General features: G+C 33.0%; 9 protein-coding genes. 1 reads left to right on the top strand and 8 read right to left on the bottom strand.

Annotation, left to right across the window (positions count from 1 at the left end; all coding sequences use genetic code 11):
* Positions 1-40: 40 nt before the first annotated feature.
* The 5 genes from dnaJ to tal all read right to left on the bottom strand — a co-directional run bounded on the left by dnaJ (position 41) and on the right by tal (position 6,628).
* On the bottom strand, positions 41-1,180 hold the full coding sequence (dnaJ, locus tag ABN212_RS00895; protein WP_196532347.1) for a molecular chaperone DnaJ: 1,140 nt from the start codon (positions 1,178-1,180) through the stop codon (positions 41-43).
* A gap of 105 nt (positions 1,181-1,285) precedes the next feature.
* Positions 1,286-3,211 (bottom strand): molecular chaperone DnaK, encoded by a 1,926-nt coding sequence (gene dnaK, locus ABN212_RS00890; RefSeq protein ID WP_198619310.1) that lies wholly within the window; start codon positions 3,209-3,211, stop codon positions 1,286-1,288.
* Positions 3,212-3,695: 484 nt separating this feature from the next.
* On the bottom strand, positions 3,696-4,283 hold the full coding sequence (gene mog / locus ABN212_RS00885; protein WP_349442724.1) for a molybdopterin adenylyltransferase: 588 nt from the start codon (positions 4,281-4,283) through the stop codon (positions 3,696-3,698).
* A gap of 224 nt (positions 4,284-4,507) precedes the next feature.
* Entirely contained in the window at positions 4,508-5,491 is a 984-nt protein-coding gene (locus ABN212_RS00880) for a tetratricopeptide repeat protein (RefSeq protein WP_109371853.1), read from the bottom strand.
* Between the two features lie 183 nt (positions 5,492-5,674).
* Positions 5,675-6,628: a transaldolase gene (tal, locus tag ABN212_RS00875; RefSeq protein ID WP_198619308.1), complete on the bottom strand. Its 954-nt coding sequence runs from the start codon at positions 6,626-6,628 to the stop codon at positions 5,675-5,677.
* A 304-nt stretch (positions 6,629-6,932) separates the two neighbouring features.
* Here tal and yaaA point away from each other — a divergent pair, with 304 nt between their 5' ends.
* Positions 6,933-7,715 carry a peroxide stress protein YaaA gene (gene yaaA / locus ABN212_RS00870; protein ID WP_198619307.1) on the top strand — a complete coding sequence of 261 codons (783 nt, stop codon included), beginning with the start codon at positions 6,933-6,935 and terminating at the stop codon, positions 7,713-7,715.
* Positions 7,716-7,781: 66 nt separating this feature from the next.
* Here the strand turns inward: yaaA and ABN212_RS00865 are convergent, their stop codons facing one another.
* From ABN212_RS00865 to thrC, 3 genes are all read right to left on the bottom strand, one after another.
* Complete coding sequence (locus ABN212_RS00865) at positions 7,782-8,405, bottom strand: calcium-binding protein (protein WP_349442722.1); 624 nt, start codon at positions 8,403-8,405, stop codon at positions 7,782-7,784.
* Between the two features lie 11 nt (positions 8,406-8,416).
* The gene (locus tag ABN212_RS00860; protein ID WP_349442720.1) at positions 8,417-15,967 is read right to left on the bottom strand and encodes a calcium-binding protein; all 7,551 of its coding nucleotides are present in this window, start codon (positions 15,965-15,967) and stop codon (positions 8,417-8,419) included.
* 191 nt (positions 15,968-16,158) lie between these two features.
* Entirely contained in the window at positions 16,159-17,451 is a 1,293-nt protein-coding gene (thrC, locus tag ABN212_RS00855) for a threonine synthase (protein WP_198632072.1), read from the bottom strand.
* Positions 17,452-17,454 lie beyond the last annotated feature (3 nt).

Here is a 17,454-nt window from a genome sequence, read left to right as displayed (position 1 = left end):
AGAATTTATCATCAGGCCTTTTTGAAGGTGATAAGAAAAATTATTTGGTTAAATCATCAAAGAATTTTTTCACACCATCTAAGAAGCTTTTAGAACGAGGGGTATTTTTCTCACCACTCTTGCCACCGAATGATTCACCCAGTTGTTGCATTAACTCTTTTTGTTTCTCATTCAGTTTGACGGGTGTTTCAACCACAACGCGACACATTAAGTCACCAATACTACTACTGCGTACTGATTTAACGCCCTTGCCTTTCATGCGGAACATTTTTCCAGTTTGTGTTTCTGCTGGAATTTTAAGTTTCACACGGCCATCAAGTGTTGGGACTTCAATCTCGCCACCTAAAGCAGCAATGGCGAAGTTGATAGGAACTTCACAGTAAAGATTATTGCCATCACGTTCAAAAATATGATGTTGGCGAACATGAACCTGTACGTATAAATCGCCTGCTGGCGCGCCGTTTTCACCTGCTTCACCTTCACCACTTAAGCGAATACGGTCACCAGTATCAACACCGGCTGGAATTTTGACAGACAGCGTTTTAGAGCGTTCAACACGACCATCACCATGACATTTAGAACAAGGCTCTTTGATCACTTTACCGCGACCATGACAAGTTGGACATGCTTGCTGTACAGTGAAGAAACCTTGACGTAAATGAACCTGACCAGCGCCATGACAAGTAGAACAGGTTTCTGCTGATGTGCCTTCTTTAGCACCGCTACCATGGCATTTGTCACATGTTTCCAGTGTTGGTATACGAATTTCTTTAGTGACGCCACGAACCGCTTCTTCAAGCGTTAGATCCATGTTGTATTGTAAGTCAGAACCACGTGCTGCACGTTGTTGACGACGACCACCGCCAAAAATATCGCCAAATACATCACCAAAGATATCACCAAAGTCAGCACCACCGCCGAAGCCGCCGCCACCTTGACCACCAAATCCACCCTGTTCAAACGCAGCATGACCATATTGATCATAAGCAGCACGTTTTTGAGCATCACTTAAGATCTCATAGGCTTCTTTGATTTCTTTGAATTTTGCTTCTGACTCTTTATCACCTTGATTACGGTCTGGGTGATATTTCATTGCTAAACGCTTATATGCGCGTTTAATTTCTTTTTCGTCGGCAGTTTTACTTAAACCGAGTACTTCGTAAAAATCTCTTTTCGCCATTCTAGATTACCCTTGACATAAGCACACGGGCGTTGAGTTTCCTCGACGCCCGTGTTCGGTATCAGTAACTATTCACAGGTGAGTTACCGCGGCCCGTTAAGGGCATTATTTCTTGTCTTTGCCGTCAACTTCTTCAAATTCTGCATCGACAACATCGTCATCTTTCTTCGCACTTGCATCAGCACCCGTCGCATTACCTGCTGCGCCTGCTTGAGCTTGTTGTTGTGCGATTTCTAGCAGTTTTTCAGAAGCTTCAACTAATGCTTTAATTTTTGCTTCAATAGTGTCTTTATCTTCGCCTTTAGAAGCGATTTCTAACTCGCTTACCGCTTTTTCGATAGCTTCTTTATCGTTCGCTGGTAATTTATCACCCGCTTCTTCAATTTGTTTACGTGTACCGTGAACTAATTGGTCAGCTTGGTTACGAGTTTGTACTAATTCTTCAAACTTACGGTCAGCTTCTGCGTTTGCTTCTGCATCACGAACCATTTTTTGGATTTCATCTTCATTTAAACCTGAAGAAGCTTTGATTGTGATGTTTTGCTCACGACCACTGTTTTTATCTTTCGCTGATACATGCAAGATACCATCAGCATCGATGTCAAAAGTAACTTCGATTTGTGGCATACCGCGTGGCGCAGCTTGAATACCATCTAAGTTAAACTGACCCAGTGATTTGTTATCACTTGCACGTTTACGTTCACCTTGTAATACGTGAATAGTTACAGCAGATTGGTTATCTTCTGCGGTAGAGAACACTTGGCTATGTTTAGTTGGAATTGTGGTATTTTTCGCAATCAGGGAAGTCATTACACCACCCATTGTTTCGATACCTAAAGACAGTGGTGTTACGTCAAGTAACAGAACGTCTTTAACATCACCCGCTAACACACCACCTTGAACAGCCGCACCCATTGCAACAGCTTCATCTGGGTTAACGTCTTTACGTGGCTCTTTACCGAAGAAATCAGCAACGGTTTTTTGAACCATTGGCATACGAGTTTGACCACCAACCAGAATAACGTCGCTAACTTCGCTAACTTTCAGGCCTGCATCTTCTAATGCAACACGTACTGGTTCCATTGAACGTTTAACTAAATCTTCAACTAAAGATTCCAGTTTTGCACGAGTGACTTTGATATTTAAGTGTTTAGGACCAGTCGCATCAGCTGTAACGTATGGCAAGTTAACATCTGTTTGTTGTGCAGAAGATAATTCGATTTTCGCTTTTTCTGCTGCTTCTTTCAGACGTTGCATTGCTAATGGATCGTTACGTAGATCAATGCCTTGTTCTTTCTTAAATTCATCAACTAAATAGTTAATTAAACGGCTATCGAAGTCTTCACCACCTAAGTGAGTATCACCATTGGTTGACAGAACTTCATAGGTTTTTTCGCCATCAACTTCATCGATTTCGATGATAGAGATATCGAATGTACCACCACCTAAGTCGTAAACTGCGATAGTACGGTTACCCACTTCACGATCTAAGCCGTAAGCCAGAGCAGCCGCTGTTGGTTCGTTAATAATACGTTTAACTTCAAGACCTGCGATACGACCAGCATCTTTAGTTGCTTGACGTTGAGCATCGTTAAAGTAAGCAGGAACAGTAATAACAGCTTCAGTAACTGCTTCACCTAAATAATCTTCTGCTGTTTTCTTCATTTTTTTCAGGACTTCAGCAGAAACTTGTGGTGGAGCCATTTTTTCGTTACGTGCTTCAACCCAAGCATCACCGTTATCTGCTTTTACAATTTTGTAAGGCATGATAGCAACGTCACGTTGAACTTCGGCATCCTCAAAACGACGACCAATTAAACGTTTGATGGCAAACAAAGTATTTTGTGGGTTAGTCACAGCCTGACGTTTTGCAGGTTGACCAACTAAGATTTCACCATCTTGTGCATAAGCAACGATTGAAGGAGTAGTACGATCGCCTTCTGCGTTTTCAATAACCCGGGCAGCTTTGCCATCCATTACAGCAACACAAGAGTTAGTTGTACCCAGGTCAATACCAATAATTTTACCCATTTAAACGCCTCCAAAGAGAATTCTTTATCAATTTGATTACCAATCTATATGAGGATGAATATTCATTTTTCAAGTCATAAATTAATAGACTAAACAACATCATCTCCAAGCGGATACAAAATCAACGCAACTCAATAGTGGTAATTGCAGTTGAAAAAGAAGATGGGGTCATAAATACATTCATCAAGGGGAATAATGAAAAAAAATGCAAAAAATGCGAAAATTTTGTGTCTGAGAATAAAACGAGAATTAAAACTTGTTATTTTTCATTACGTTACATCATTCACAAATAACATTATGACTTATCTAAAGTGTATTTTTAAGACCATGCTTAGAATAAGAGAATAACTATTTGAAAAATAATGTTTTTTAACTTTTATAATAAAAATATCAAATAAATATAGGGTTACTTTTGCGTTATCCAAACTTAGTCAAAGCTTTTCCTAGCCAGAAGTTTGGTGACAAAAATAACCTCTTACATTATTTATGCTGAAGTGGAACGGCGGGCTGATTTAGGTCTAAAAGTAGCAACAATAGCTTCATTAGTTTCGACATAAGGACCATCAAGCAGTTGAATGCAGTACGGTACACTAGCGAAAATACCACTAACAATCACATTACCGTCGTTATCTTTTAACCCTTCTAATGTTTCTGCAATAGCCTTAGGTTGTCCTGGTAAATTTAGAATTAACGCTTGGTTACGAATAACACCAACTTGGCGAGATAAAATAGCTGTGGGTACAAACTGCAGACTAATTTGACGCATCTGCTCGCCAAAACCTGGCATTTCTCTGTCTGCGATAGCCAACGTAGCATCAGGAGTAACGTCACGACGAGCAGGGCCAGTTCCCCCTGTTGTTAACACTAAATGACAGCCGACTTCATCAACTAGCTCACACAGTGTTTGCTCAATCATGAGTTGTTCGTCAGGTATTAAACGTGATTCGATATGAAAAGGCGTTGTTAATGCAGCCTTTAGCCAAGCTTCTAAAGCGGGTAAGCCTTTATCTTCATAAATCCCACTTGATGCGCGATCAGAAACAGAAACTAACCCTATGCGTAATTCGTTCATATCAAACCTCTATTAATCAATCACCGTCTAACTTGCGCGCAGATATTACCATGAGAACACAAGAGAATTAAAAAGAATCTCAATATATTATTGATATTTAAAATTTGATTATTGAGAATAGATAATAAAGAAATGATAATAATCTATTTTTATTTGGCTTTAGCTAAAAATAAAAAAGGGAGCATAAGCTCCCCCTCTTTAATCTTGAATAATATTAATTAATATTACTCATCAATATATTTAGTAATATAAGATGCTGCTAATTTTTTCGCTTCGGCTAATTGTGCTGCATTTAATGCGCGAGCAGTACGTTTTAGCATAGCTTCATCACCATCACCATTTTCAACAGCAACAGAGAACCATGCATAAGCTTCTTTCAGATCGCGTTTAACGCCTTTACCGTAATAATAGTTTAAAGCTAAGTTATTTTGTGCCAAACCATTACCTTGTATAGCTGATTTTCTATACCATTCAACGGCTTTACGTGCATCTTTAGCGACACCGTCGCCTTCATCGTACATTACGCCTAAGTTATTTTGCGCATCACGATTACCTTGGTTGGCTGCTTTTGTATACCAGAAAACCGCTTTAGTGCCGTTACGCTCTACACCTTCACCATCATCATAAGAGACAGCAAGGTTATATTGTGCGTCTGCATGACCTTGCTCTGCTGCTTTTGTATACCAAACAACCGCTGCTTCATGGTCTTGTGCTACACCGATACCTTCATCATAAGAGATCCCAAGGTTGTATTGAGCATCACTATCACCTTGCTCACCCGCTTTAGTATACCAATACACTGCTTTCTCATGATCTTGCGCTACGCCATCACCATCATCGTAAGAAACCGCAAGATTGTATTGGGCTAAAGAGACACCTTGAACAGCCGCTTTGTTATACCAATAAACCGCTTTTTCTGCATCACGGTCAATATCATCACTCATGTCATACATAAGTGCTAAATTTAACTGTGCTTCAGCATGGCCTTGTTCTGCCGCTTTGGTATACCACTCTAGTGCTTTTTGTGAGTCTTGCTCAACACCTTCACCATTCTCATATTTCACACCCAATTGATACTGAGATGCTGCATTTCCACTTTCAGCACTTTTTTCAATTGCAGGTAAAGAGAAAGCCGTTTTACTTTCTGCCATTGCAGCGCCACTAAAAAATAACGATGCAAGTACCGTTGCCAAGACAATCTTTTTCATAATTCACCAATAATAAATAGAGTATTTTAATAATATATTTTTATAATTATTACTGGATAAATAATATATTCCAATCAATTTAATCTTAAAATTTACTTAAATGTTATTTTGAGAAGCAAAAAATGAAAATACCCACCTGTATAAGATGGGTATTTAAGATTTTTATAAGAATTTAACGACGAATTATAATAAATCCGCAATCATTTTCTCTAATTTTTCCTGATCGACAGCAAATTTGCGAATACCGTCAGATAATTTATCTACTGCCATTGGGTCAGCGTTGTGCTCCCAATAGAATTGAGCTTCAGTGATAGCTTCTGGACGCGCTTTCACTTCACCTTTGTAAGATAATTTATGTTCAACTTCACCTTCAGCTTCTGATAATTCTTTTAACAGTGCTGGTGCAATAGTTAAACGGTCACAACCTGCTAATTCTAAAATCTCACCCATATTACGGAAGCTTGCGCCCATAACAACAGTGTTATAACCGTGTTGTTTGTAATAGTTATAGATTTCAGTAACAGAAATCACACCTGGATCTTCAGCTGGAGCAAATTCTTTTTTATCTGTATTGGCTTTATACCAATCCATGATACGACCAACAAATGGAGAAATCAGGTAAACACCTGCTTCAGCACATGCACGCGCTTGAGCGAAAGAGAACAGTAAAGTCAGGTTACAGTTGATACCTTCTTTTTCTAATTGCTCTGCGGCACGGATACCCTGCCAAGTAGATGCTAATTTGATAAGAATACGGTCGTTACTGATACCTGCATCATTATAAAGTTTTATTAAATGACGTGCTTTTTCGATACATGCTTGTGTGTCGTAAGAAAGACGTGCATCAACTTCTGTTGAAATACGACCTGGGATCAGTTTTAAAATTTCTAAACCGATATTCACTGCCAGTTTGTCGCAAGCATCAACGATTTGTTGTTCACGAGAATCGCTTTGTGAACGAGCCCATTCAATCGCTTCATCAATTAATTTACGATATTCAGGAATTTGAGCTGCATTTAAAATTAAAGATGGGTTGGTAGTTGCATCTTGTGGCTGATACAGTTTCATTGCTGCAATGTCACCAGTGTCAGCAACAACAGTTGTCAGCTTACGCAAAGAAGTCAATTTGTTGGTCATTTTGTTTATCTCATCTACTAGGTAAATCTGTTTGCAGTCACCTGCGGATATCTATTGATAATAACATGGACTGCTCACACTACAAGACGCTTAAATTCATACAAAGCAATTATTTGAATGCCAAACGTTTTCGCAAAACAAAAGCGGAAAAAAACAGAAGAAAATCACAGGCTGAATCGTTTAAATCGTCGAGTTTTACGACAAATAAGAGAAACCATTGTTTTTTCCTATTACTATAATTTAGTCTTTAATCGAAAGAATTTGCTATATTTGGTCAACATTAAAATAACGTATCGAGGGAATTATGCTAATCACCATTTCACCAGCTAAAACACTGGATTTCGAATCGCCTTTAGCAACAACGCACTTCACCCAACCTGAATTGCTAAAATATTCCCAACAACTTATCGAAGAATGTCGAAAATTGTCATCAAGCGATATCGCAAGCTTAATGAAAATAAGTGATAAACTCGCGGGATTAAATGCCGCTCGTTTTGGTGAATGGCAACCTAATTTCACACCAGAAAATGCACGCCAAGCTATTTTGGCATTTAAAGGTGATGTTTATACCGGAATGCAAGCAGAGCTTTTTTCTGAAGATGATTTTCAATTTGCACAACAACATTTACGTATGCTTTCTGGCTTATATGGCGTACTGCGCCCTCTTGATTTAATGCAACCTTATCGTCTTGAAATGGGAATAAAGCTAAAAAATAAAAAAGGAAGCGATTTATACCAATTTTGGGGAAATACCATTACAGAAGCGCTAAACAAAGCACTTGAAGAACAAGGTGATAATGTTTTAATCAATTTAGCGTCTGATGAATATTTTAAATCGGTCAACCCGAAAAAACTCAATGCTGATATTATTAAACCTGTTTTCCTTGATGAAAAAAATGGCAAATATAAAGTTATCAGCTTCTACGCTAAAAAAGCCCGTGGATTAATGAGTCGCTTTATTATTCAAGAAAAACTAACTAATAAAGCACAACTGAAAGAATTTAATCTTGAAGGTTATCAATTTAACTCAGCAGAATCAGAGGGTAACACTCTCGTATTTAAACGTGCAGAATCACTGGCGAAATAAAAATATTAACTATTAGCTATCAATAAAAACAGCACTAAAATCAGTGCTGTTTTTTTATATTGAGGCTCACAAATGTTTTACCACTAATGATAGAGGTGACCATGTTGGAGATGGAATAAATTCACTACCTTGCATTGTTGTCAATTGTTGTTCATTAAATTGCGCCATTTCTTGAATAATCGAAGCGAGGGATTGCATTGAAAGTGTGTTTTCTGTTTTGATAATTGTAACCGAGCTATTCATCTGATTTTCTTTTGTTTTTAGGGTTAAAATAAATTGACCATCTTCTGTTCTATACTGCCAATCGTCACCCACTTGAGAAGAAATGAATTCATCATGTTCAGATAATCCTGAAATAAAAAGTTGGCTATTTTCGCCTTCATCATAAATAGTGACTTCACCATAACGCTTGTTCACGATATAAATATTACTACCACTCCCACCACTTAAATAATCAAGACCTGATTCAGAGATCAAAAGATCATTTCCACTTCCTGCACTGAGATTATCGTTCCCCTCTCCCGCAATTAAAATATGATGTCCGTGATTAACCACAATATGATCATCGCCCTCTCCGCCATCAATCACCGAGCTACATTTATTATGATTAACGACGATATCATCACCTGCCATTAACTCGAGAATAGGCAAGTGTTCAATTGATTGATTGTGTGGTTTCTGTTGAGTCATTAAAATAGATCTTAACAAAGAGTAAGGTGAATCAAGTGAATAAGTCGATATGCCTCTTTATTTAAGGTCAGTGATTCAGGGATCATAAGCACATCATTTCCTGCACTAATAGTAAAATTTAGATCCGTCATTGGTGTTAATAAATGTTGTTGGCTCTCTTTTGTAGGAAGTGTAAAAACAACATTGTCTTTATCTATTAATCGAATAGTCACATTTGTATTGACAATTTTATTTAATAGCGTTGGATCGAAAGATAGCGTTAAATAATCATCTGGAAGATAGCGATGAGATAAAAGACCATCTTTAAATGTCAAATCAAAACCACTTATATCTGTTAAAAAGAAATGGCTCACATTATCATCAGTTAGTTTATCAATATAGTCAGACAGTGAAATACTCACTCTTTTATTCTTATTTTTTGTTAAAAATGTTTTTATTTGATAGCTGTCATTCCCCTGACTCAATTTAATGTATGAGTTAGAATCAATACCAAAATAATTATTATTTTGGTTATTCCCGTGAATACCAAGTCGTAAATTTGTTCCAGATAAGAAACCACTGTATTCAAATTCAGGCAATAATTTTATATTTCTACTCTTACTTTTAAAAGCCGTAATAATTAATTTTTCAATCTCATTAATATAAAAGTCTTTAATAATGAGTTTTGATTTATTATATTGTTCTAAATAACTAAATTTGTATAATATTTTATCTTTAGTATTTTCATCCAACGTGAGTAAAAAACCATCTTGAGTTATTAACGTATAACAATGTGAAAGCGTATTATTTACAGAATCATCATAAACATTTTTTAATTTTATAAAGTGATAAATTAATTCATTATTTTCATTTCCATCATTTACTTTTATATCAAAAATAATATCTTTTTCTTGACGAGAAATAGCAGCAATTTCATCAAAATGATAGTTTAATTGCACAATACTAGACTCGATATGACTCACTTCATTAATAATTGTTTGAAATTGAATATTATAATTTTTTTCTAAAGAAGATCTTAAAATAACATAGTTATCATTTCCCTCCCCTCCTTCAGCATAACCTTCTCGTAAAACCAGAGTATCATTTCCTCCTAACCCATATAATAAATCGGTACCGCCAGCACCATCTAAATAATTATTCTCTTGGTTACCATAAATAATATCATCACCAGCCTCGCTACCAATTACGTTCTCAATACTGTCTAAATAGGCAATCACATTTTGATCTTGTAAGACAATATTAGGCATAGAATCAACTAATTGCTTTGAATAAAAACGCCCATTCTCTTGATAAAGAAATAGCTTTGAATGAAAATTTTGACTGTTTGTTTGTTCTTCTGATTGTCTGAATTTAACATAGTTATTAGATAAACTAACCTCATATCCCATATATTTGTTTGTTATTTTTATAATACGAAGTGTGTCATTTCCCTCTCTGCCATAAAAACGACTCGCATAAAGTGGCGATTCAGAGGAAAACAAATTGAACATATCATTTTTTTCGCCTCCACTTAATCGTTTAGTACCATTATAAATATCAAAGGTATTTTGAGTAATTAAAGGTGCTGCAATAACATCATTACCATGATAGGTATTAAAATAGAATTTTTCATTCTCATTCCAATCTGAGAAATAATATTTTTCATACTGATTAGCTTTTATTAAACTTTCCGATAAATTTTCCACACCTAATACATTAATTATATTTTCTCTATTTGTTCTTATATTTTTTAAAAAATCGCTATCTACCATATTATCAAAAATGGGAGAATCATTATCGGAAATAATATCCATTGTATAGCGATTCAATTCATTAACATAAAAATCAACATCAAAAATTAGTGTCTCATGGGTTGCTATTGCTTCTTTAGGAAGATAATACTTATATTCTGTTTTTTCTGAGCGAAGATGATAAGAAAGTGCAGCTATTTTTTCAGCTACTTCTTGACTGATATTTTGAGATATCCGTTGAGCAACATATTCTCCTAATGGATTTAAAATTGAATCTAATGTTTTTCCCATTAAGTTTGGTATGACTTTATAATAATAATATTCTTGGTAAACCTGTTTTTCATTTGTATAAAAATAACGGCTCTGATGATTTTGTTTTTTTATCTCATCAAGATAATTGACTGCATTTTTGTCAATCATCTCTTCTAATTGTGTTTCTGTTTCTAAATAGATGATTTCATTCTTTTTATTTGGCAGTAAATCCCCCATTAAAAAGGCATAAAAACCATTATTAAGTTCTTCTAATGGCGTAAAATTTACCTTTGTCTTTGCTTCTTCAATAAGCCTTGCTGCATTATAAATCGATGTTGCAAGTGCAATAACTGCACCCGCCACAATACCAATAGGGCCTGCAATCGTTGAACCTGCAAGCATTGCAATAGAAACCCCTAGCGTAACCAACCCAGATACAACAGCAAAGGAACCATTAACAATATAATCAATTTTCCTTTTTTCATTATTTTCACCAGAAATTCGGCTAAAATTATCATAGGCATTATAAATATCAAATCCGATAGAAAGAACATTAAGTCCAATCCCTACTTTCGTACTTATCTTACTTACATATTCAAGTGGATTATGACGATATTTTAGCAATCCTTTAGCTAATGTAATTTCAATCAATTCAGAAAGACCATTGTAAGCCATCTCAGACCACATAATAGCTAAGTTATTAATTATCTCTTTTCGCTCTTTAGGCGATAACAATGGGTTATTTAGTTGTTCAGCAAGCATAAACGTGGAATTAATTGACTGCCACATACCATAAGTAATATTAGCGTAACCAATTTTACTAATTATTTTCATATGTCGAGGAAGTGTTAATGATGCATTTCTTAATAAATTCCAATCTTTATCACTGTAGCCTTTATTTCCTAGCTTAATCATTTTAGTTAATCGTTCAGATGCAGCAAGATAGTCGATTCTATTTACATCATTAGAAAGGAGATATTTAATTTTCTCTTCTTTATTATTTAATAAATAACGAAACAAAGAGATGACTTTTTTATCCTTTTCACTACCCGATATTGATAGAAAATAATCATTAAGGTGATAAGGATCAAATGTTAATTTTAAGTCCCATTTTTCTATCTTACTGAGATCAATGTCATCGATATTTTTTCCACTTACCTTAGCACCTAAACTGACTAATAAACTTTTATCAAAAAAGAAATCATTTATTTTTATTATCTCTTTATTTTTATAATCAAAGATCTTATCTTTCACATCTAAAATATCTGACGAATTTAAATCACTTGCTTTCTTTAATGCTATTTCTGGTGATGATGATTCAAGTATCATTTTATTGCGAGTCATAAAAATGATATTTTGAAGTTTGTTTATTATTTTTTTATAGTTTTCAAATGTTGATATATTGTCTAGCAATACTCGATATAAAATGCCTTTTTTGTTTTTATCAAAAAATGTAGTCAGAAGATTTTTTGAAAGTAAGCTTAATTTTTTAATTAATGTTGGATTGTCATAAACTGCATGAATAATTTCTATTGCTTGATTTGTTTTTTTTGTTAATGTCAATTTTTCTTCTGACAATGAGTCCAATGATAGCCATTGTTGATATGTCATTTCGCTCATCAAATATTGATTGAATTTTTTATTAACTAATGGATCATGTATTACTTGTGTTAATTTTTTTTCTATATTATTTTCATCTGAAGTTTTAAAAAAAGAAGATAGCTCATATAGATATTTTCTGCATGCGGTACTTATTGAAATATCATTACTGATAATTTTTTGACTAAGTTCCTTTAATATTTCCCTATGCTGTTCAACACTAAGGTGATCGACTTTATTAATAATAGTTCCAATTTGATAAATATTAAGATTGTAATGATTTAGTTTAATATAATCTAGAACATCAGATATTGTTATATTATCTGAATAATCAAAAATAACCGTTTTAATATCTTTATTATAACCTAATTTAAATTCTTCATTATCTCGATAGTTAGGATACAGGTTAGAAAGTAATTGATAGATCTCTTTAGTGTGATTTTTATTTTCAATACTGATTTTTTCTTCTATTGAAATAGATATAAAATCATCAAACTCCGCCTCAGATATAATTACATTGTTTGATACCACACTGGCAAGTAAAGGTTTATCGATATATTGTCTCTCAATAAGTGGCTTAACAATAATGTTGTCTATTAAAAGCGAAACCTTATTATCAATAATCTGGTAGATCGGCATATTTAATCGTTGAGCAATACCCTCAATAAAAAAATCACCCGATTGATAACTCAATAATTTTTCTTTTTTAGCAAAAACAATCGTTTTTTCATTAAAAAATTGATTTTCTAAAATAATATTATGTAATTTTTCAACATCATTTTTTTGTCTAATAAAATCTTGCTGAAAAAAACTATCCTCTTCATTTCCTGTTGCAATAATTCTTATTTTATTTTTTAAACAATAATCAAGAAAATCGCTTATTTCTGGTTTATCATTTAAGTAAATACTTAAACTCTCACTTTTAACACCATTATAAAAATAAATTATTATATCATCTTGATAGTAAGCATCTATACTATCTATAATAATGTTATCAATATTCCCCCCATTAAATAAATTCTTATCATCAAATAAGAAATTAAAGTTATCTTTATTATCGTCAAATAATAAATAACTACAATCTATTTTATTTCTATTTTGATTTAATGATTTATCAAAAAGAATATGAATATTTTCTTCATTAACATAAAAATTGTTTGGATGATAACCATAATTTCTTTCACAATAATTATTATTAAAGTAAGTTTCTAACTGATTTATTTCATGGACGATCATTCTATTTGAAAATTGGTTATTTCTAAAGTAATCAAAGTATAATTCATGATAAGAACTTAAATTATTACCTTTTTTAACATCTATTTCAATTTCAATTAAATTGAGTAGTTTATTTATATCTTCATTATCTCTATTTTTTGATAGTTTTTGATAGTTCTCTTTTAAATGTAGTTTATTATTATCCTCTATCAGAAATGTGTTTTTTAATTCAGGGATATCAATGTGTTCAATTATCTCAATTAAATATTGGTAGTTATTTTTAAATTCAATAGTGTAATCGTACCCCTCAACGCCAGCATTTCTATTTTTATCCAATAATAAATAGGGACTCTCTATAATTTGATTATAAATAAAATTACTAACACCATGAGAACCATCATTAATTTCATTCACCATTAATTGATAAAGCTTTGCAGCCACTAAACTATTTTTTTCAGCAAGTGAAATTAATTTTTCTTTTCCATAAATCAATCTATCGTAAAACAATTTATCTTCTAACTTATTTTTAACCTTATTTAAAATTCCAATAAGTGAAACATTCTTATTATAATTAAATAAATTTATTTTATTAATTAGAGAAAAACTAGCCGTTAATTTATCAAAATAGATATTTCCATTTAATATATCTATTAAAGAAACGATTTCTTTTAATTCTTTTGATTTATTTCCTTTAACTAAATAGCTATTTATTTCAATTAAATTCCTGTAATAAATATCATTAAATTCAACATATCCATTTCTTTTTTTGATCTCTTGGAAATTATTGAATTCGACCACATCAATATCAATACTATTATCATCATTTTTATTCAAAATAATCTTACTTGCCTGATTATTTCCAAGAATATCATTAATATGATGCTTAACTAAGTAAATACCCTCATCAACATATGAATTTTTTACAACAACTTCTATTAAAACATTCTCTTTTTTAAGCTGGAGAATAAGATCTCGCTGTTCACTATAATGAATAACACGTCCTGTAACACCCTCGCTAAAAGGTAATGAAAAACCTATTTTCTTTATACTTTCAGCAATGCCTTTATTGATATCAACATCATCATTATTCCACACACTTCTATAATTTAATGAATCCGTTTTTTTATACTCATCAAAAGTAATATATTTTTTACCTTCTATTTCATGAGCTCCATAGAAATCCATTTTGCTTGCCAATACTTCTTTTATAGCTAAAGGATCAGAAAACTCGAGTAACTCACTATTTGAATCAAATAATGTAAACTTGTAATTGTTTTCAGAATATTTTTTATATGCAATGGCTATAACATGATCTTTGAATGCAATAATGGCATAATAATCATTATATCCCTGTATAATTCGATCTATATGATGACTGACTTCTTCTTGACTAAAACCAATATGATGAATATTTGATTTCCCCAACCCTTTTTTATTTAATACTTCATTATATTGAACCGACTTTAACGAATCAAAAACAAAGTATTGAACTTTATTACATAACCTTTCCATTTGAAAATATTGAGCAAAAATAATATTTTTTACTTCTTTCATTAAATTTAATACTTCATACTCTTGTATATTATTAAATAAAATAGAGTCTAATTTATTTAGTATAATTTCCTTTTCATTTTGATAAGAAGAAATATTTTCTTTTAGCCAAAATAAATATTTATGCCCTCCTTCTAATCCACTATTTCTAATCTCTAATAAATAACTCAAACTCAAACCATAGCATAATCCAGTAAGTGATTGGACATGACTAAAATCATAATTAGTTTCTTTTGAAGCAATAAGATTAATTCGACTCATTATTTTTTCAAGTGGCTTAAGTAGATCCTCAGATTGTGAAAACCGCTTTACTATATTATTTTTTATTTTGGCCGTAAACCAGCCAGTACCCACTTTGTAAATTAGATGCTCTCCATTTTCGGGTATCTGGCTATATTTATATTTCGCAATCGTAAACGCCTCTTCTATATCATCAGTATAGATATGTAATACTTTCTCGGTTTTTTCTATCTTATCCCGTATAATAAAAATATTTTTATAGGAGAAGCTTTCATTAAGCTCAATAGAAAAACGTGAGTCAATATCTATCTGTTTTTTTATTTTTATATCAATAATAATTTCATTTATTATATCGTTATTACTTACATTCCAATATTCATTTAAATTAAAATAATTAGAATACTCTTTTTTATTATAATTACGATAATATAAAAAATCGTTATTATTATTTTTTTTAATTGTATTTTCTATACTATTAATCAAATCACCTTTACTATAAAAAAAAACGGATTCACCTTCAAAATCAATTATTTTAAATATATCATTTTCATTATCTATTTCTAAAATAAGTTTTTTGTTCTCCAATTCCACATAATAAGTTCCCGAAGAATGCTGAAAAAGAAGAGTGTTCATACGTTCTTTTTTTATTTTAATCGGCTCTCTAGCTGTTAATTTAGCACTATTTAAAAATAGATTCTCTATACTTAAATTGATTTTTACTCTGACAAAATCAATACTTTTAGTAAATTCATTTTTATTATAGAGTGAAAAATTATTTTCTATTCTTCTAAGAAATTCATTTGCTTCATATTCATTTTTAGAAATAAAGATCGAAGTGTAATTTTCAGTTAATACCCTTTTTACTGATTCAAATTTACAGAATAATTCTGCGCTATGCTCTTTTATATGATTTTCTATTATTAATGCAATTCTATTTATATCATCTTTAAAAATTAACTTTCTGAATCCATTCATATTTCATTCCTTTTTGTTGAATAGATATATTCTTCTAAAAAGAAAATATATAATTCAAATCCACTCTTTTAAATCCTTATTTTCCTATTTTTAAAATTTAGCTCATAAAAAAAGCCCAACATTATGTTGGGCTTTTTTCAGGATAAATAGTTAATTAAATTAGAAATTAATTATTTCAAAATTATTAATTTTTATTTAGGCGCACGTTCTAATAAAAAATCACGTAACTGCGCAAAATCAGCAGGTAAGAAGTGCGAAAGTAATTCTTTATCTGCACGCTCGGCTAGCTCTTTAGGTAATGGCAACTCCCCCCCTAAAATACGCTCTACACTCTCCTTAAATTTCGCGGGATGGGCTGTCCCCAAGAACAGACCATATTCGCCCTCTTTCAGCTCATCACGCAGTAAACGGTAAGCAACCGCGGCATGAGGCTCTGAAATATAGCCTTTCTTCGCGAGTTCACGCACCGTTTCTTCTGTTGTTTCGTCACTCACTGAACCATGAGCAAGATCAGAAAGATCCCAACCTTTACGACGATACAATTCTTCAATACGTGGCCAGTTATTAGGTTGGCTAACATCCATCGCATTAGAAAGCGTCGCCACAGTGCGATGAGGTTCCCATTTACCATTATCTAAATAGCGAGGAACGGTATCATTTACGTTTGTTGCCGCAATAAAGCGTTTTACAGGTAATCCCAGAGATTTAGCGAGTAAACCCGCCGTTAGATCACCAAAGTTACCACTTGGTACTGAAATCACTAGCTGCTCATGTTTTTCCGCAGGGATTTGAGCAACGGCCTCAAAATAATAACAAATTTGAGCAAGCAAACGACTGATATTAATGGAGTTCGCTGAGTTCAAATACATTGTTTTCTTTAAGAACTCATCATCAAAAGCCTGTTTCACTAATGACTGGCAAGCATCAAAATCATCTTTAATTGCAACAGTGTGAATGTTTTCACCTAATGTACAGAACAGTTTTTCCTGTAACGGGCTAATTTTGCCTTCAGGATAAAGAATAACAACTTGTACATTTTCTAATTTGTAGAAAGCATGAGCTACAGCAGCGCCTGTATCACCTGATGTTGCTGTTAAAATAGTAACAGGTTGGTTGCCAGCAACTTCTGACAACATTTGCGCCATAAAACGACCACCAAAGTCTTTAAATGCCAGTGTCGGGCCGTGGAAAAGCTCTAAACAACTTACATCATCTTCAACTTGGGTTACCGGTGCAGGAAATGCAAATGCGGTGCTAATACGTTTTTCTAATACATCAGCAGGAATTTCATCACCAATAAAGGCTGTTAAAATACGGCTACTACGTGTTGCAAAATCAAGTGCTAATAATTCATCAATTTCAGCTTTAGAAAACGAAGGTAAGTCTTGTGGAAAAAAGAGCCCTTGTTGTTTACCCAAACCTTGTTTTACTGCTTGAGCAAAACTGACTTGCTCTTGATTATCTTTCAAATTATATAATTTCATGAC

It is taken from the genome of Proteus genomosp. 6, from assembly GCF_040139785.1.
Classification (GTDB): Bacteria; Pseudomonadota; Gammaproteobacteria; order Enterobacterales; family Enterobacteriaceae; genus Proteus.
The sequence above is the reverse complement of the archived record's forward strand: the minus strand, read 5'-3'. Positions and strand labels throughout refer to the sequence as shown.